The sequence below is a fragment of the Ruegeria halocynthiae genome (assembly GCF_000743705.1).
Classification (GTDB): domain Bacteria; phylum Pseudomonadota; class Alphaproteobacteria; order Rhodobacterales; family Rhodobacteraceae; genus Ruegeria; species Ruegeria halocynthiae_B.
Genome location: NZ_JQEZ01000003.1, coordinates 560,502 through 578,121, shown reverse-complemented (window position 1 = coordinate 578,121; position 17,620 = coordinate 560,502). Strand labels below are relative to the sequence as shown.

Annotated in this window: 16 protein-coding genes; 9 read left to right on the top strand and 7 right to left on the bottom strand. The window is 54.6% G+C overall.

All coding sequences use genetic code 11. The features are described from left to right. Positions 1-31: 31 nt before the first annotated feature. The 6 genes from JT51_RS13465 to JT51_RS13440 form a co-directional block, all read right to left on the bottom strand. On the bottom strand, positions 32-817 hold the full coding sequence (locus JT51_RS13465) for an ABC transporter permease (protein WP_037313440.1): 786 nt from the start codon (positions 815-817) through the stop codon (positions 32-34). After that, a complete protein-coding gene (locus JT51_RS13460) occupies positions 814-1,656 on the bottom strand; it encodes an ABC transporter permease (RefSeq protein WP_037313437.1) in 843 nt (280 codons plus the stop codon). The genes JT51_RS13465 and JT51_RS13460 overlap by 4 nt, the downstream gene beginning before the upstream one ends. A gap of 11 nt (positions 1,657-1,667) precedes the next feature. After that, positions 1,668-2,723, bottom strand: a complete 1,056-nt coding sequence (locus JT51_RS13455) for an ABC transporter ATP-binding protein (protein WP_037313434.1) — start codon at positions 2,721-2,723, stop codon at positions 1,668-1,670. Between the two features lie 72 nt (positions 2,724-2,795). Further along, positions 2,796-3,875, bottom strand: coding sequence for an ABC transporter substrate-binding protein (locus JT51_RS13450; protein WP_037313431.1), 1,080 nt, complete (start codon positions 3,873-3,875; stop codon positions 2,796-2,798). Positions 3,876-4,230: 355 nt separating this feature from the next. Beyond that, a complete protein-coding gene (locus JT51_RS22245; protein ID WP_235216179.1) occupies positions 4,231-4,350 on the bottom strand; it encodes a cupin domain-containing protein in 120 nt (39 codons plus the stop codon). Positions 4,351-4,632: 282 nt separating this feature from the next. Then, entirely contained in the window at positions 4,633-5,544 is a 912-nt protein-coding gene (locus tag JT51_RS13440; RefSeq protein ID WP_037313426.1) for a LysR substrate-binding domain-containing protein, read from the bottom strand. A gap of 98 nt (positions 5,545-5,642) precedes the next feature. Between JT51_RS13440 and JT51_RS13435 the strand changes: the two genes are divergently transcribed. The 8 genes from JT51_RS13435 to JT51_RS13405 all read left to right on the top strand — a co-directional run bounded on the left by JT51_RS13435 (position 5,643) and on the right by JT51_RS13405 (position 13,904). Then, on the top strand, positions 5,643-6,872 hold the full coding sequence (locus tag JT51_RS13435) for an acyl-CoA dehydrogenase (RefSeq protein ID WP_037313424.1): 1,230 nt from the start codon (positions 5,643-5,645) through the stop codon (positions 6,870-6,872). 694 nt (positions 6,873-7,566) lie between these two features. After that, positions 7,567-8,781, top strand: coding sequence for a glycosyltransferase family 4 protein (locus JT51_RS13430; RefSeq protein ID WP_160175187.1), 1,215 nt, complete (start codon positions 7,567-7,569; stop codon positions 8,779-8,781). A 42-nt stretch (positions 8,782-8,823) separates the two neighbouring features. Further along, a complete protein-coding gene (locus tag JT51_RS21775; protein ID WP_419177304.1) occupies positions 8,824-9,027 on the top strand; it encodes a GDP-mannose 4,6-dehydratase in 204 nt (67 codons plus the stop codon). Beyond that, a complete protein-coding gene (locus tag JT51_RS21255) occupies positions 9,024-10,160 on the top strand; it encodes a glycosyltransferase family 4 protein (RefSeq protein ID WP_152563371.1) in 1,137 nt (378 codons plus the stop codon). Before JT51_RS21775 ends, JT51_RS21255 begins: the two co-directional genes overlap by 4 nt. Continuing rightward, positions 10,160-11,425 carry a hypothetical protein gene (locus JT51_RS13420; RefSeq protein ID WP_037313418.1) on the top strand — a complete coding sequence of 422 codons (1,266 nt, stop codon included), beginning with the start codon at positions 10,160-10,162 and terminating at the stop codon, positions 11,423-11,425. Before JT51_RS21255 ends, JT51_RS13420 begins: the two co-directional genes overlap by 1 nt. After that, positions 11,422-12,459, top strand: coding sequence for a polysaccharide pyruvyl transferase family protein (locus tag JT51_RS13415; RefSeq protein WP_037313416.1), 1,038 nt, complete (start codon positions 11,422-11,424; stop codon positions 12,457-12,459). Before JT51_RS13420 ends, JT51_RS13415 begins: the two co-directional genes overlap by 4 nt. After that, positions 12,432-12,692 (top strand): hypothetical protein, encoded by a 261-nt coding sequence (locus JT51_RS13410; protein WP_152563349.1) that lies wholly within the window; start codon positions 12,432-12,434, stop codon positions 12,690-12,692. Before JT51_RS13415 ends, JT51_RS13410 begins: the two co-directional genes overlap by 28 nt. 15 nt (positions 12,693-12,707) lie before the next feature. Further along, positions 12,708-13,904, top strand: coding sequence for a hypothetical protein (locus tag JT51_RS13405; RefSeq protein ID WP_037313411.1), 1,197 nt, complete (start codon positions 12,708-12,710; stop codon positions 13,902-13,904). 147 nt (positions 13,905-14,051) lie between these two features. Here JT51_RS13405 and JT51_RS13400 read toward each other — a convergent pair whose 3' ends face one another. Continuing rightward, positions 14,052-16,187: a GumC family protein gene (locus JT51_RS13400; RefSeq protein ID WP_037313408.1), complete on the bottom strand. Its 2,136-nt coding sequence runs from the start codon at positions 16,185-16,187 to the stop codon at positions 14,052-14,054. Positions 16,188-16,822: 635 nt separating this feature from the next. Between JT51_RS13400 and JT51_RS13395 the strand changes: the two genes are divergently transcribed. Beyond that, complete coding sequence (locus JT51_RS13395; protein ID WP_037313405.1) at positions 16,823-17,587, top strand: hypothetical protein; 765 nt, start codon at positions 16,823-16,825, stop codon at positions 17,585-17,587. Positions 17,588-17,620: the final 33 nt, after the last annotated feature.

Below are 17,620 nucleotides of genomic sequence, written 5' to 3'. Positions count from 1 at the left end.
AAGGTGTAATGTGTCTGGCTTCAGGTGCGTGTTATTCTTGCGCACCCAGGATACGTGGCAGGTTGCTGAACTTTGCAATCAGGCTGAAGACAATCACGTTGATCACCAGAAACATCACTGCAATCGAAGCGATAACCGGCGAATAACCATATCTCAGCGCGTTGAAGATCTTGATCGGCAATGTCTCGACGGTGAACCCTACGGTCATCAGGGCGATGATGTATTCGTTCAGGCTTATGACAAAGCAGAAGGCAAAACCGGCAAAGGCAAAGGGTGCGGCGATCGGGAAGATCACGGTTTTGAACACGGTCCAGCCGGTGGCACCCATTGTCCGGCTTGCCTCGACCAGCTCTTTATCGACGCTCTCCAGCCCAAGCGAAATGGTGACAAGGGGCAGGGCCAGCAGGAACACGGCATGGGCAATGACCACATTAATCGCCCAGCCATACATCCCGATGGATGAGAACATCAGCAAGAACGCCAGCGCCATGATGACTGGGGGCAAAATAAAGGGCGCGATACCCAGGCTCAGCAGTGCTTTGGCATAGCGCAGGTTTCGGCTCCAGACCACATAAGCGATTGGCAGCGCAATCACGACCGACAATGTTGCAGAGGACAGCGCAATCGTCAAAGAGGCGGTCAGCGATGTCAGCCATTCCTCGGCGGCAAAGATTTCAACATACCAGCGGAAGGAAAAGCCGCGTGGCGGGAAGGCCAGGAACTTTTTGGCATTGAACGACACCGCGGCAATGACAAAAATCGGACCCAGAAGGTAGACCGCGAACAAGGCAAGGTAGATGCGTCGCAGGAAAGTCATGCCGTTTTCCCCTTTCCTAAGAAGAAGATTGTCCCGATCACACCGCCACTGAGGAGCAAGAGTACAACGGCAAGTGCCGATGCAAATGGCACGTTCGAGTTGAACACCGCCTGATCCATGATCAACACAGACAACGTCCAGTGTTTCGGCGCGCCCAGAACCTGCGGCACGATCACGGCCCCCAAGGTCAGAACAAAGACCGTTACACTGCTTGAGATGATCGCCGATTTTGTCGTGGGAACGACGACGGTGAAAAAGCTGCGAAGCGGTGACGCGCCAAGTGTACGGGCCGCTTCAACAAGACTTTTGTCCATACGGCTGAACGCGGGATATAGCAGCAGAATCATGAAGGGGATGACCAGATACACCAGGCCCAGCAGAACCCCGGTGGCTGACGGGGTCATGGCAAATGGTTTGTCAAACAATCCCAACGAGACCAAAATGTTGCTGAGCCCGGATTTCCGCGACAGCAAAATCTGCCAGCTGAAGGCGATCAGAACCTCTGACAAAGTCAGCTGCGCCAGAATGTAAATCAGCCAGATGTTCTTTACCTTGGCGCTGAACCCCGACAGGAAATAGGCGAAGGGGTAGGCGAGCAAAAGGCTGATCACCACAACCATCATGCACAACCCGATAGAGAACAAGGCGCGTTCAATATAGAACCAGCTAAAGAAGCGGGCAAAATTGGATAGGTCCAAGGCAAATACCCATCCTTCGGAATCCGAAATCGAGGCCAGGCTTGCCAACAGAACCAACGCACATGGCACGATGACAAATGCGCCGATGACCAGCGAGGACGGCAGCAGCAGAAGTTTGTTTGCGATACCCTTTTCCGACATGCCGTAACCCTCTAGTTGGCCAGAACGTGGCAGGCGGATTTCGGAATTTGCACCGAAACCGTTTTGCCAACGCTGACATCCGGGCAATCTTTGGGGGTGATGACCGAAATAACCTCGTGTCCGCCGCAATCGACCAGAATTTCAATGATAGCGCCAATATCGCGGATGAAGGTCACAGTTCCAGACACCCAGTTGTCCGCTGTTTCCTGTTCATCGACGGATACCGTCACATCTTCGGGCCGGCTCATCAGCAGAACCTCGTCACCCTTCGAGAAACCGCCGATACTGGCCACACCAAAGCTGTGACCTGCAGTTTCCACGGTCGTGTCCGAGGTTACTTTGGCGGGCAGCAGGTTCGAGGTTCCCAGGAACGACGCAACCTCTTTGTTGGCCGGGTTCTTGTAGATATCTGTAGGCGCACCAGTTTGCAGGACCCTTGCGTTGCCCATGACGACGATCTGGTCAGCCATTGTCATCGCTTCGGTCTGGTCATGTGTCACCACAACGGTTGTGATGCCAAGTTCCTGCTGAAGTTGGCGCAGCTCAATCTGCATTGCTTCGCGCAGGTTTGCATCTAGCGCTGACATCGGCTCGTCCAACAGAAATATCTTGGGGTCCAGTGCCAGGGCGCGGGCGATGGCGACACGCTGCCTTTGGCCACCCGACAATTGCGAGATGCGACGATCTTCAATCCCGGGCAGGTGGACTTTATCCAGAAGTACCCGGGCGCGGTCTTCACAATCCGAGCGTGAATACCCACGAATTTTCAGCGCATAGCTGATGTTTTCGCCCACGCTCAGGTGTGGGAACAGGGCAAAGGACTGGAACACCATTCCGATACTGCGTTCATGCACCGGAACACGGGTCAGATCGCTATCGTCAAAGCTGATGCTGCCGTTGGTTGGCTCTTCGAGGCCAGCAATCATGCGCAAAAGCGTTGTTTTTCCGCAGCCGGAGGGGCCAAGAAAGCAGATCATTTCACCTTTGTTAAAGTGAAGATCAATGTTGTTGACAGCGGTGAAGTTGCCAAACTTCTTGGTGATCCCGGAAATGACAAGACCGGTCATGAGTTTTTCCTTACAGAAAATGGCTGCAATCCCGCTTTTCGGATCACAGCCATTGTTTTTTACTATGGTACCTTAACTGGAGATCATTTCGTTCCAGGTTTCGGTAATCCAATCTTTGTTTTCCACAAATACGTCATACCGCGGTGTGATCGGAGGAATCGTGCTGGTTACAGCCGAAATTTCCTCGGGTGTCAGATCGGTCAGATCCAGATCAACAACCGGTGCGGTGCCGACGCTGCGGGCCAGCAGAGACTGGGTTTCCGGGCTGCTGGTAAAGTTGATGAATTCGTGGATTTCATCAATCGGCTCAGCATACTTCGGAGAAATCCAGTAACCGGAATCCTGTACACCGCCTTCTTTCGGCATCGTCGAGCGTACCGGGAACCCTTCGGCAGCGGCAAGGCCCGCCACGTCGTGGTAATACTGACCCATCGGGATTTCGCCGTCCTGCAGTGCCTGCTGGAACGAGCCTTCGTCGCGATACCACAGGCGCACGTTCGGCACCAGTTCGCGGAGCTTGTCAAAGACCTGCTCAAGACCTTCACGGGTGCTCAGAATATCTGTGCCACCAAAGAAGGTTGTCGCGGTTACTTCAAGCATCCAGGCGTTCTGCGGCAGAGCAAGCAGACCGATCTGGTCTTTGTACTGCTCATCCCACAGCGCGCTCCAGCTGGTCGGGGCTTCGGGGATTTCATCCGTGTTCGTGCACAAGGTGATGAACCACGACAGCGCACCCACGCCGTACAGTCCGCCTTCGGCGTCACGGTCCTGAAAGCGCTCGGGCAAGTTCGACAGGTTCGGGATTTTCTTGTCGTCCAGTGTTTTATACACACCAAGCTTGGCGCCTTCGGCCCGGGCAACACCCGAGAACATGATGACGTCCATCGGTGCCGTCTTGGTTTGCGCGGCCGTTTTCAGCTGCGGCACAACCACTGAAGGTACTGGCGTGGCAAAGGACTGAACTTCGATGCCTGTTTTTTCGGTGAAGGCGGGGTAGATGAACTTTTCAAAGCTCTCTTCAAAGTAGCCGCCAAAAGTACCGATCCGAAGCTTCGAACCTGCAGCCTTAACAATTGCGGGCGCTGCAAGCGTCGTGGCCGCTGCTGCTGCTGTAACCCCGAGAAACTTTCTTCTTCCGATAGTAAGAGCCATTTAGTGTTTCCTCCCTCTCTCAAACCTTTATGTACGGCTTTGAATTCGCTGGCCTAGTAGAAGGTTCATCCACTGAAACGGCAGCCGACGTCATCGACCCACATACGCAGGTGAGACAAGCCATCTCTGCCGGGTTAGGCAATGAACCCTGCATCGGGAATATCTCTATCAGGTACCATAGTTAAAATATCAGATGACAAAATGATACATTTCTGTGCGCAAATGAATGAGCATGGATGGCATTTCCACGGGCAACTTGCTGCTTTGTTCCGTAGGCTCCCTTGGCTTTTGGCGCTCAATATTGGAAACGTCCCGGCGTCGTCATTCGCCGTAACCTGATAGGGTTTTCAACATATTAAAGGTAGGGTGGCGCACAGGTCGATATGATTTCAGCCGGTTGATCCGAGGTGTTGCGGAATCTATGTGGGCGGCGGCTGTCGAACAAATAAGCATCCCCGGCCTTCAGAACGCTCACTTTTTCGCCGACAACGCAGCGCGGGTTGCGAACCGGTCTGAGTTGACCGGGCTGCTTGGTCTGGCCTGCATGAAATGGACCAAGGCGGACCTGCTGGCACAGCTTTACGGATTGGCGTGCCGGGTGGGCCGATCAACTCAGTCGCTGAGGCGCTGAGCGATCCGCAAATCCAGCATCGGAACATGCAGATTAACCCCGAGGGCGTGCCGGGGCTGCGTACCCCGATCAAATTCTCGCGGTCGGAACTGAACCTGGATCAGGCCGCGCCCAGAAAGCCCCGATTCACCGGGGCAGGGTGTCCTCGCTCTGCGCTTGCGCGGCCAGCCAATGCCGGAACTCGCGCAGGGACGGGTCATCCGATTTCGACCGGGGCCAGACAAGGTAATAGGCGCCTACGGTTTCCACCGCATCGGAAAACGCCGAGATCAGCCGACCCACGGCTAGGTCTTGCTCAACCAGATAGCTGGGCATCAGCGCGACCCCTAGCCCGTGCAGGGCGGCCTGATTGATCGTTGAAAACTGGTCGTGAATCGTGCCGGGCAGGGCGCCGACGTTGTCAAACCCCATCTGCCGAAACCAGCCCTGCCAGGCTTTTGGGCGCGTCTGGATATGAAGCAGGGGCAGTTTCAACAGGGCCTGTGGTGATTCAGGCGGCCCATTCGGCAAAAGCGCGGGCGCACAGACTGGCAGAACACGTTCGACCTTTAGCAACAGGCGGTCGGTTCCAGGCCAGTCAGCTTCGCCAAAATGTAATGCAGCATCAAACGGTTCTGCGGCGAAGTTAAAGGGTCGGTGGCGGGTGGACATATTGATGGTGATATCGGGGTGCCGCCGCGCAAATTCGGGCAGGCGGGGCACCAACCAGCGCATCCCAAATGTGGGCAAAATCGCCAGATTCAAAGATCCGCCCAGCGGTGCCAGATGCAGATTCATCGACGCCTGCGCAATCTGATTCAGCGCCTGCCGGATTTCACCGACATATTCTTGTGCCGCAGGGGTCAGCGACAGACGCTTTTGGTCGCGCCGAATCAACTCCACTTCAAGTTGGGTTTCAAGGCTTTGAAATTGCCGGCTGACTGCGCTTTGCGTCAGAGACATCTCCTCGGCCACGGCCGAGGCGGATCCGAGCCTGTCCAACGCTTCAAGCGCGCGCAGGGATGAAATGGAGGGTAAAAAACGTCGCGGAGTTCCCATGTATGCGTTTTTCTCATGGAACGGTGCAAAAGTCTCGCTGTTTTTCGGCCGGAACGCACAGTATAGTCCGCGCCAAATCACCACATCGGAGAATAGCCATGAACGCCCCGGACACCAAACCGGCCCTACGGGCCAAAGACGTACCCGATCTTGGACAGTTCCAGTGGGACGACCCGTTCCGCATGGATCAGCAGTTGAACGAAGACGAGCGCATGATTGCAGACAGCGCAAGGTCTTACGCACAAGAGAAACTGCAACCACGGGTCACGCAAGCGTTCCAGAACGAAGAAACCGACCCCGAGATTTTCCGCGAAATGGGTGAAATGGGGCTGTTGGGCACCACCATCCCTGAGGAGTACGGCGGCATTGACGCCGGTTACGTCGCCTATGGTCTGGTCGCCCGCGAGGTCGAGCGGGTTGATTCGGGCTATCGCTCGATGATGTCAGTGCAAAGCTCGTTGGTGATGTATCCGATCTATGCCTATGGCAGCGAAGAACAGCGCCGGAAATACCTGCCGAAACTGGCCAGCGGCGAGTGGATCGGTTGCTTCGGCCTGACCGAACCGGATGCAGGTTCGGACCCGGCGGGAATGAAGACCCGCGCCGAAAAGATCGACGGCGGTTATCGTCTGACCGGCAGCAAGATGTGGATTTCGAATTCGCCCATCGCCGATGTGTTTGTCGTCTGGGCCAAGTCGGATGCACACGACGGGAAAATCCGCGGCTTTGTGCTCGACAAAGGGCTGAAAGGTCTGAGCGCGCCGAAGATTCAGAACAAGCTCAGCTTGCGAGCCTCGATCACCGGTGAGATCGTTATGGAAGGTGTTGAAGTCGGCGAGGACGCGCTGCTGCCGAACGTGCAGGGTCTGAAAGGGCCGTTCGGCTGTCTGAACCGCGCACGCTATGGCATCAGCTGGGGCGTCATGGGCGCTGCGGAAACATGCTGGCATGCTTCGCGTCAATATGGTCTGGACCGCAAGCAGTTCAACAAGCCCTTGGCGCAGACGCAGTTGTTCCAGCTTAAACTGGCCAATATGCAGACTGAGATCGCATTGGGACTGCAAGCAAGCCTGCGTGTCGGTCGCCTGATGAACGACGCCAATGCCGCCCCTGAAATGATTTCGATCGTCAAACGCAACAACTGTGGCAAGGCGCTGGACATCGCGCGGATGTCGCGGGACATGCACGGCGGCAACGGGATTTCGTTGGAGTTCCAGGTCATCCGGCACATGGTCAATCTGGAAACAGTGAACACCTATGAAGGCACCCATGATGTCCACGCCCTGATTTTGGGTCGTGCACAGACAGGGTTGCAGGCGTTCTTTTGATACCTTCGGTCCAGATTGCAATCGTTGACTGAAAACTGGATGTCTAAAATACAAGGGGATGCGCTGTAATGCTGGCGCATCCCTTTTTTGCTTGTGCGCAACTTTCGAACTGCGGTTCCTTTCGCCTGCTGGCCAGTGGATCGCGCCTGCGACATACGCAAATACCAAGCCGCATCGAAGTTCGCAATCACGACACCTCGCTCGGAATACTCGTCGCCGGGGCCGGAGGGAAAGCCCACTCAGGGAAAGGGCGGCCTGCGCAGCGACCACTTTGTGCACCAAAACCACGGGAGGTGCTGAAATTCGCCCGGATCGCTATCGCCAGGGTTGTCAGGGGAAGGGTGGCTGACTACTAACTCGCGGTGGATTACCAATCGAGCAACATATTTATGACCATTCCCTTTTCCCTCCTTCACGAAGGAACCGAAACCATTCGGCAGTCCGGGCCTCGTGCATATTTTTCAATGCAACTCTTTAATATTACAGACGAAGCACCCGCACGCTGGGGGCCTCAGTTAACCGGCAGACCTGTTGTTGGAAATTCATCCGGCGCGCCGTACCACATTGAAACCCCCGCTGGTCGCCCGTCATACAGGCCACCAAAAAAGGTTTACACCCAACGGTTATTTTGAACCCGCGCACTGCAGCAATGCAAATGCGCGAGCGTCACTGGAAAGAAAATCTAGAAATGCAAATGCCGCAAACTTCGGTTCTCAACCTGTCGCCCTATTTTTGGCCAGAGGAAATTGGATCCGCACCTTATTGCCGCGAATTGGCGCAGCATTTTTCGGACAAGGGATATTCCGTTTCCACGCTGGCATTTCGCCCGCACTATCCCAGTATCGAACCCTTCAAGGATTGGGCGGAAGGCGCGCGCGATCACGAGGCATTGGGTGAAATCAGAATTGAACGGGTCCCGGTGAACCCGCGCGGGTCAGGCGGGTTCAAGGATCGGATCAGGAACGATCTGCGTTTTCTCGGTCGGGCTCTCTCACATGCCGTTCGTGGCACCCACCGTGATGTGAACGTTATCATCGCCTATGTGCCCAGTGTTCTGACTTTGTTTGGGGCCAAAGCTCTGAAAATGCGATCTGGCGCTGCTGTGATAGCCATTGTCCATGACATCGAAAGCGGCCTTGCCAGTTCTCTCAACATCACCTCCAGTTCAACAGTGCTGAAAGTCATGCGTCTGATTGAGCGTTTCGGTCTCAACTTTGCGGATAATATTGTCGTGCTGACCGACGGTATGAAACAAGAGCTCAGGGACCTGGGCTGCAGAAAACCAATCGAAGTTTTGCCAATCTGGTCTCAGGTCGCGCAGGAATCCCCGATCGCCCCCTCGGGCACGTCACGGGTTATGTATTCAGGGAATTTCGGCAAAAAGCAAAATCTGGATCAGCTTCTGCCGTTGCTGACACATTTGTCGGCCAATAATCCGAACGTCGAGATCGTTTTGCGAGGCTCGGGCTCTGAAAGAGCCCGGATTGAACAAGAGGTGGCACGGCGCGGTATCGGCAACACGCGTTTTCTGGAACTAGCGCCATCCGACGAATTCATGACCTCATTGCAAAGTGCCAATATCCACCTTGTTCCTCAGGCCTTGAACGTGGCCAACTATGCGCTTCCGTCAAAGCTTTTTTCGATTATGTCGGCAGGCAGGCCCTTTGTCTGCGTCGCTGAACCAAACAGTCCGCTGGATGTTTTAACCAAGGAATCCGGCGCGGGCATCTGTGTCTATCCCGGTGACGAAACCCGGCTATGCCAAGAGGTATCGGAGCTTCTTTCTGATCCCGCACGGCAGCAGCGTATGGGGCAGGCCGGGCGTTCATTTGTGCAGCAAAACATGAACCGGGACACAATTTTTGACAGTTACGAAGCCATCATTAGGCGTCTGTCCAGAGCCGCCTAAGACACAGGTTATTTTGGAGATAGCATTTTGAAGAAGGCTTTGATGAGCGCCATCACCGGGCAAGACGGTTCTTATCTGGCTAAACCTCTGCCGGAAAATGGGTATGAGGTTCGCGGGATCAAACGTCGTGCCTTGCGGTTTAACACACAGGGGTGGATCACATCTGCCAGGATTCACATACGCACCGCGAAAGTCGCAAGCAGCGGCCTGGCGATTTGCGCGACAGTTCCAATGTGTTTGATATGACGACACCCTCTACACCCCGAGTCATCGTCATTGGTCCGTTGCCACCACCGCACAACGGTGCGGCCAAAAACACCAAGATCTGGGCAGAAGCCTTCGAAGCCCGGAACCATGAGGTTTTGCGGTTAGAGACCAATGTGCAAAGCGGCTCGGCCCATAACCGATCACTACGCTATCACATGCATCGGGTTCATCGGACCCTAAAGAATGCACTAACGCTGCTGACGCACAGCAACCCAAAGACCGTGATCTACATGGTGCCCGATGGCGGTATGGGCCTGATGTATAACCTGCTTTATGCCGCGATTTTTCGTTTACGCGGGGTTCAACGAATATTTCTCCACCACCGGAATTTCTTTAACATCCGCACGGGGAACAACCGTTTGCGTAAGCTTTGCGATATTTTGGGGGATCGGGCTCGCCATATCTTTTTGACCGACAGGATGCGCGACACATTCGAACGCCAATTTGGCCCCACTGTGGACGCTCAGGTCATCAGCAACGCGGCCACCTGCGATATAACTGCCCTGTCACCCGATCATGTAGTGAGCGAGGGTAAGGTTCTGACCATCGGTTTTCTGAGCAACCTCAATGCGGACAAGGGTTTTGACATTGTGGTCGACGCTTTTGAAGCGCTGGCAAATCAGTTGCAGGGAATACAATTTCTCATAGGCGGCCAGCCCACTGATGATCAGGCTGTTATCTGGCGAGCGAAGCTGGAAAAGGCGCTTGGCGATCAGGTGACTTTTCTGGGGCATGTCTCGGGGGGGGCAAAGGCAGACTTCTATAAGGCATCCGATGTTTTTGTCTTTCCCTCGACCTACAAGCTGGAAGCCCAGCCCAATGTGTTGATGGAGGCGCTTTCGGCCGGGGCATCGGTGGTTTCGACCGATCATGCCTGTATTCCCGAAACGCTGGATGGCGCGCATCACCGGCTTGTGTCGCTGTCGGATGATCGCAGCGCCATGGCCCGCGATATCACAGCTGCAGTGGCTGAAGTCATCGCCGAGATGCAGGACCGCGAGGCCCATTTGGCACGCGCCCGGCAAAACATCACTGCATTCGAGAAAATGCAAAGGGAAGGCACCGAGGCTTATCAGACATTTTTTGCAACAAAGATCAGTCAGGTGTCTTGATGCTGTCCAACCGACGGATGCTCAACATGGCGGGGCTGGCTCTGGGATACCTCTTAGGGCAGGGCAGCTTTCTGATCGCCTCGTTCGTCATCCTTGGTCAGGAGAAATACGAACTGGCGTCGGCGATCGGGTTCTCGATGTCAATCGTGACGCTTTTTTTCATGGCTATGGACATGGGAGGCCAAATCTTTCTGGCGCGTCAGCAGGCGTTGGCAGAGGACGGCCAAGATATTGATCCACGCGAAACCCTTGCCGGAGTAATTGTCCTGCGCTTGCTGACATGGCTGGGACTGTGCGCGCTGGCCTTGGGCGCAGGTGATCTTCTGGGCATCTATCCAGACCCGTTATCCAAGGCTTTTGTGACAACGACCCTGATTGGCCTGATCATCTGGTCGTTCAACCAGACTGGTTTTTTGGACGGGCGCAAGATGCAGGGTATTGCGGGGCTGACCATCGCGTTTCCCTGGCTGCTTACCAGCATAGTTGCCATCATGGGCAGCCTTGCGGATCGTCCATTGGCCGAGCTTGGTTACGCTTTGGGAATAGCTTTCGTGGTCGGTGCCCTGGCTGCGGTGCTTGTACAGGCCCTGATACTGCGCCGCTCACCACTGAGCGCCTTAGGAGGCTTTTCCATAGCCGCCCTGAAGCACGCCACCCAAGTGGGCGGCGGGGTCTTTCTGTCGCAACTGCCCGGTCAACTGACAGGGCGCGTGCAAATCTTTTTCGCCGTTGCGCTGTTCTCGCCCGAGATGTCGGCCGCCTTTATCCTGTCGCGCAACATCCTGAATGCTTCGAACAACGTCATCAACATGGCCCGTCGGATCGAGTTTCCAGATTTGGTCGCGCTGCTGGGGGCGGGGGTTCCCCGTCTCACACACTTGCTGCAACACCAGCGCCTTTCATTTCTTTGCGCCGGGCTGATCAGCGCGATTTACGTGATCGCGGGGCTAGCCGCCTACAACGGCTGGCTGCCCGGTTTTCTGCAAGGTAGCGCCGAGGCGCTGCAGGTGACGATGTGGTTCCTGCCGGTGCTTTTGGCGACCGCCTTATCCGGCGCTTTGATCCAGGCGCTATTGGCATTGGGGCGTCCGGCGATGTTGCTGGTATCCAGCATCGTTTCGCTTGCCGTTTCATCACTGCTGACCTATCTGCTGGTCCACAAATTAGGGTTCCCGGCAATGGTCATTGGGTCATTCTTAGCTAATTTGGCGATCACGGTGATCGTGGTCATAAGCCTTTCCAGATACAGGATTGAACATTCATGAGGATCTTTCTTTGGGGTGCCTATCAACAAGGTAATTTCGGCGATGATTTGATGGCCGTTCTGTTCGCCAAAAAGCTGGAGGCTATGGGCCATTCCGTCGAAGTCTACGGCATTAGCACCCGGGAAGCGCAAAAGAACGGCCTGACTGTCAACCGCGATGCAATGGATGGCATTCGCAAGGCGGATGCCGTCGTCATGGGTGGCGGTGCTGTGTTGAAAGAAGCGCAGCTGTTGCGCATGATCGTGAAATCGGCACCGCGTAAAATCGAACAGCGCTACCTGACGCTTCGCCGGGCCGCGATCAGGTACAACAAGCCCGTTTATTTCACCTCGATCGGCAGCGACAGCATCCGGGGATTTCGGGATATCTCGCTTGCCCGTCGATATCTGTTCAAAAGCGATTGCGTGAAGGGCGGGACCGTACGCCTCAACCGCGACGTGCCACTGCTGAACGAGCGCAGCATCACGGCCGCGTTCTATCCCGATGTCCTAATGGGCACCGCGAAACACATTGATCAGGACCCCGCTGACTGGCAGTACGATACGCCGCGTATCCTGTTGAATTTCCACAAGCGTCACACCCATGTGGGACATGCCATTGTGGATCACATCCGCAAGACTGTACCCAATGCCGAAATTCTGGTGACCCGGTCGCATCTGGCCGAAAGCGGTTTTACCTACGAATGGGACGGCAAGGACCGCGACCTGACGCTGATGCCCTATGAAGACTGTATGGACTTCTGCCAAAAGCTGCGCACCATGTCGCTCGTCTTGTCGTCCAAGCTTCACGTTGGTCTGACGGCCATGTCGTATGGCGTTCCCTTTATCAGTGTGGGCGGTCGTGGAAAGGTTCGGGCACAGCTTGAGCAACTGAATCTGCAGGATCTGTGTTATGTGGATCCGAAATCCGCCGACATCCCGGTCATTCTGTCACGCGTGAGTGATATCAAAACCCGCCTTGATCAGATGTTGCCAGAGATCGCCGAGGGGTCCAAAGGGCACTTTCAGTGGCTGGAAAGAACACTTGGGCAATGATAGAACTGGCGCTTCTGAGTTACCTGATTTTCGGACTGGTCTTTGTCTACGTTCGGCTGGGCGCCCTTGCGCCGGTCACATTCCTGGCGGCGACCAACCTGATTTCATGCGTGGTCCTTTACTGGGTCACTCAACAAGCGTTGGGACTTTTCAATTGCATATTTATGCGCCTCTGTCCAAAAGCACTCATAGAAAAACAATCAACTACCATTGTGTTGCCGGCTTCAGGGTAAACTCAGGATAGACCTATGCGCCTTAGCGTGAATATGACGGAAAGCCGTAAGTACTTTCTAATTGTGGTTGTGCTTCCGATTCTTCTGGCAAACTTGCTGACTGTCGCTGATTTCAGCACAAAATCCCGACTCATGAACGTTGTTTTCTTTATTTTTTCACTAACGGCAGCGGCCATATTTACAAAAAGAATCCCCAAGAGTGTACTTGTGTGCTCTTTGGGTTGGGTTTTATTTATTTTCGTTCACTTCTACGCGGTCACACTTTTTAAATCGACTGACAACCCTATCGGTTTTGTTATTGCTGACACTGTAGTCGCCCTATTTCCAGTAATTCATGTACTTCCAATATTCTCGATTCTAGACACGGAAGGTGAAGAGAAACTTGTTGACGCCATACTGTTCAGTGCAGGGCTATCCCTTCTAATTACCCTTCCTTTTGCAATTGCGGGAAAAGGGTTGGAGCAGCCTTATGTATTTGCGACCTTCGCTGCACTGTTATTGGCAAAGGGAAGATGGTTACTCGGTATTCTCACGTCGTTGCTGTGTTTGTTAGCCTTTAGTGAATCAGGAGGGCTTGCAATCGCTTTGGGCGCATTCGCGGCCGCATTTGCATTTCGCTTCTGCCTCCAAACCTTTCCAGTTTTCTCTCGAAATAGGTGCATCGCGTTCACCATAATTATGTTGGCGTCAATTTGTGTTTATTCTCTTATTTCTGCCGACCAACTCCGCGAATGGGCCGTTCATTTTACCAACCCAGTGAGCATTACAATCCGATTTGCTGAATACGAACTATTGGCATTTAGAGACACTGTCGTAAACGTTTTCGGCGGTGGGTTGGGATACAGTTTTGATGTATCTTATATGAACGCAATTTCAGGTTTCAATGAAGACGTGACAAATACGGGTGCTAGAGGGCGCGTATTTCACTTCTCGATTTCCTGGGTGCTGGCGAAGTTTGGCTTTATTGGATTGTTCATCCTTTCCGCCACAACCTGCTTAATTATTGCGGCTCTATTCAAGCTCAACATCCAAAGTGGTTCGCGTTACCTCTTGTGGAGCGCGATTGTGATTCCAGCGCTTATTGGAATTACGCTCAACTTTAAAAACGGCATGAGTTCCCCGTTTTTTGCTGCTACCCTAGTCGTAATTTTTCTCACTTCGCCGAAGGCAGTACAACGTTTTCGCGCGCGTAAATCGGTTGTGAACACCTGACCTCAGAATTGCGCGCTGGTCTGCACATGGCGCTGATCCGGTGCCAAGCCCAGTGGCAGATATTCCAGACCGGGGTCAGAGCAAATGAAAGCCGCACGCTTTAATAGGCGCACGGCTTTTCGCTGGTATTTCCTCGGCTCTCACCGGTCAGTTGTTGTAATACTTCGACCCGTAATTGCCGTAAGAATAGCCATAGTGTTTCGCGCCTTTGACATTGATCTGCCCAAGCACAATCCCGGTTAGGTTTTGTTTGTCGTTGTGGAACAGCCGCAGGGTTTCGGTGACATCTTGTTCTGACGTGTCATTCCATTTGATCGTCAGAAGGATCGCATCCGCGTTGCGCGCGATCAGGCGTGCGTCCGACACGATCAGTGTCGGGGGTGTATCAATCAGGATGACATCATAGATCTTGCGCATATCGTCAAGGAGCTGCCGGAACCGTTGGGAGGCAAACAGGTCCGCCGCATTGGCGGATGTTTCCTCGCCTGCCAGGATATCGCAGCCCAAAAGCGGGTCTTGAAAAATCGCATCCTGCGCGGTTGCATCGCCAGCCAGGACCGAGACGATGCCCTTGTCAGGTACGCTCTGAAGTTGCGCCGTCATGGTCCGACGCCGGATATCACCCTCAACCAGCAGAACCTTCTTACCGATCCCGACAAAATTCTGCGCCAACGCCAGTGAGTTCGTCGTCTTACCTTCACCCGGCAACGAAGACGTGATCACCACAACCTGCGGCGGGTGATCCACATTGGACAACATCAAAGATGTACGCAGGTTGCGCACCGCTTCGGCTGCGGCAGAAGAAGGTTTGGATGCGAGATATTCCAGAACTTTGCGCCGCCCGCGGGCCGGAAAGTTCGGGATTTGACCCAGAACGCTGTAACCGGTCTTGCGTTCCAGTTCTTGCGCGGATCGGTAACCTTTGCGGCGCAGCTCCATCGTGAACAGGATGGCCACGCCTAACCCAAACCCTAAAATGGCCGACAGCGCGAGGATCATGGGCTTTTTCGGCTCTGACGGATTGCTGGGGATCACTGCGCGCGACAGCTGCCGGCTGTCGGCCTTCTGGATCCCTTCCTGCGCCGACGTTTCCTTTAGGCGACCGAGGAAATATTCATATAGCAACCGAACCGCTTCGGCTTCGCGCGCCAATTGCTGCAGCGTGATCAAGTCGGCATTCTGCTGCGCGATCTGATGCCCAAGCTCCTCGGAGGATCGGTTCAACGCCTGAACCTGTTGCGTCGCCCGGCGTGCATCAAGCGCTGTCCGCGCAACCAGGCGTTGGAAGGCGGTGTCGAAGGTTGCTTCACCCACGTCTGGATTTTCGATCTGGGCAAAAAGACGTTGAAGTTGCGGGTCCTGGCTGGCATCGGCTTGTGCCGCGCGGCTGCCCGCTGCATCCAAAGCGTTAAATCGGGCCTGTGCCGATGCGCGGGTCGCCTCAGCAGATACGCTGCGTTCGCGCAGGTCTTTCAGCTGAACTTCCTGAAGTTGCAGCGCCTCGGGCGAAACCAGCGCCGTGGTCGAATTGAATTCGGTGACCTTCGCCTCAGAGGTTTCCAGCTCAATCTGTAATTCCGCCACACGGTCGGCCAACCACGTGGTCGCCTGTTCAGTCGCATCGAATTTCACTTCGATCTGGTTCAAAATGTACAGTTCGACAATGGTATCGGCGATCAGAGCCGATTTTCGCGCCGACTCTGTCTCAACCGTTACGTTGAACACCAGGCTTTGCGGAACGTTGCGCACCTGGATCTTCTTGAGCAGGGCCGAAATCACATCGTCTTGGGTCAGTTGAGCGGCCAGATCAGATGGGATGTCATCTGGTTCACCCTGCCCACCAAGCACAGACTTCACGCTCTGCTTTAATCCGCTGAGGGCAGATGCCGGTCGAAGCGCCTTGTTGAATTCCGGATCCGAGGTCAGATTCAGCTTGTCCACCACTTTGCTCATAAGACCGCGGGATTTCAGCACTTCCAGCTCGGAATTGACTTCGGCCGTGTCCCCGGCCAATCCGCCAACCACGCTTTGCAGATCAACCACGCTTGCCTGGTCGGTTTCCAGCATGACAACCGCACCGGACCTGTAAATCGGAACGGCGGCGACAAATGCATAATAAGCGCCCAACAATATGGCCGCGGTCGTAGTTGCAGCTAAGATCCACTTGCCGCGCCATAGCGTTCCTATCAAGGCCCCGATGTCGATCGTTTCATCGTCGGAACTGGCATCCAATGTGGGGCGGTTCGCTTGGAAAGACGCTTCGTTTATCGGAGTTTGCTTCATAATACGCTAACAATCCTAAATATCAGGCAGGTGCAAAATATGTGCATTGCGGATCGTCTACATGCGGTCGAAGCCGTATGAAAGGTCTGTAGGATTTTTTTATCCACCGGGCTTCAAAAGATCCGGTGAACGTCGCGGCAAGCCCTCAGACTGTTCAAGCGTCAGATACTTATTGCGGTGTCGTATTCCCGCCTGAGGAGAGCGCCTGACATAAACTAACCCTACACCTTTACCTACGAACTCTGCCCCATAGCACTTCGGAATGATGCCCGGACTAAAGGCTACGACCACACGCGTCGGCATGTTCCAGACGTCTTTGGTAACCATGCCGAACGGTCGCCTAGGGCAAAGTCAACGAAGTTCGGGAAACATCTTGGAAGATTAGCTGGGAAATCACGGACGGGGCTGAATCGCCACTTCAGGGCACCAATAACTGACGCCTTCAGAAAAACACTGAAAGCGCGGTGAGCAGATTGCCTGGCAATGTTGGTGGGCCTGTCGGAGCAACCACAATTTTCAATGAGATGGAGACCTATGAAAATGTCCCAAGCAGGATGCACTTACCGGGCCGGGGTGGCCCTCAACTTGCGGTTAAAGCCACAATCAGCGGTTCCAGCGCGGTGCGGTGACTCAGCATGATTGATCTCGGCCTTTCCATCACATCGCTGGCACTTCGCAACAGGCACTCAGGCGTCGGCAGCTTAAGCCCGCTGATTTGGTTCGACCCGTCTGACAAAGGCACGTTGTTTCAGGACGCGGCAGGAACTATTCCGGTAACAGCATCAGGCGAACCGGTGGGTCGCATGAACGACAAAAGCGGCAATGGCCACCATGCGGTTCAGTCAATCAATGCAAACCGCCGCCCCACCTTCTTCGAGGATGCAAACGGACGCAGGTATCTCAACTTTGACGGGATTGATGACGAATTGTCGGCAGGCGCTTTGCCGTTCAGCGAGGATGCCACAAACGTTACGGCTTTTCGCCTGAACAGCTTTAACGCAGCCCACCCACACGTTATTTCCAACCGCATCAGCGGGCCGAGCAATTATAGGCACCGTCAGCCGCTGGTTTCTCTCCAAAACGGAACAACCCTGGTCCGCGCGGCGTGGGGGGCGCTGTCATCATCGGTTAGTGTCGGCCAGTCACCGATCGGCTTGGATATGGTTCTATCTTCGTGGACGACAGGCACTGACAGAAACATCAATGCCAATGGCATCGCGAAAGATTACTCTGTTGCCGAGCCGATAGCCGATGGTGGCTCGGGTCCGTTTGAGATCAGTGGAGGCAATCGCGCTGCCATGCGCTTTTACGGAACGTTCCAGGCGAACCGGAAACTGTCTGATGACGAAATAGCGCTGGTCAGGCGGCGTTTCTCTGCCTTGTCCGGGGGCAGGGCGTGAAGCGCGTTGTGAAAAACATGCCTGTTCTGATGA

Excerpts from the sequence above, each read along its gene's own strand:
- JT51_RS13440 (WP_037313426.1), bottom strand. The coding sequence starts at position 5,544 with ATGGGAACTCCGCGACGTTTTTTACCCTCCATTTCATCCCTGCGCGCG.
- JT51_RS21255 (WP_152563371.1), top strand. The coding sequence starts at position 9,024 with ATGACGACACCCTCTACACCCCGAGTCATCGTCATTGGTCCGTTGCCA.
- JT51_RS13455 (WP_037313434.1), bottom strand. The coding sequence starts at position 2,723 with ATGACCGGTCTTGTCATTTCCGGGATCACCAAGAAGTTTGGCAACTTC.
- JT51_RS13450 (WP_037313431.1), bottom strand. The coding sequence starts at position 3,875 with ATGGCTCTTACTATCGGAAGAAGAAAGTTTCTCGGGGTTACAGCAGCA.
- JT51_RS13435 (WP_037313424.1), top strand. The coding sequence starts at position 5,643 with ATGAACGCCCCGGACACCAAACCGGCCCTACGGGCCAAAGACGTACCC.
- JT51_RS13405 (WP_037313411.1), top strand. The coding sequence starts at position 12,708 with ATGCGCCTTAGCGTGAATATGACGGAAAGCCGTAAGTACTTTCTAATT.
- JT51_RS13430 (WP_160175187.1), top strand. The coding sequence starts at position 7,567 with ATGCCGCAAACTTCGGTTCTCAACCTGTCGCCCTATTTTTGGCCAGAG.
- JT51_RS13465 (WP_037313440.1), bottom strand. The coding sequence starts at position 817 with ATGACTTTCCTGCGACGCATCTACCTTGCCTTGTTCGCGGTCTACCTT.
- JT51_RS21775 (WP_419177304.1), top strand. The coding sequence starts at position 8,824 with ATGAGCGCCATCACCGGGCAAGACGGTTCTTATCTGGCTAAACCTCTG.
- JT51_RS13460 (WP_037313437.1), bottom strand. The coding sequence starts at position 1,656 with ATGTCGGAAAAGGGTATCGCAAACAAACTTCTGCTGCTGCCGTCCTCG.
- JT51_RS13400 (WP_037313408.1), bottom strand. The coding sequence starts at position 16,187 with ATGAAGCAAACTCCGATAAACGAAGCGTCTTTCCAAGCGAACCGCCCC.
- JT51_RS13420 (WP_037313418.1), top strand. The coding sequence starts at position 10,160 with ATGCTGTCCAACCGACGGATGCTCAACATGGCGGGGCTGGCTCTGGGA.
- JT51_RS13415 (WP_037313416.1), top strand. The coding sequence starts at position 11,422 with ATGAGGATCTTTCTTTGGGGTGCCTATCAACAAGGTAATTTCGGCGAT.
- JT51_RS13395 (WP_037313405.1), top strand. The coding sequence starts at position 16,823 with ATGATTGATCTCGGCCTTTCCATCACATCGCTGGCACTTCGCAACAGG.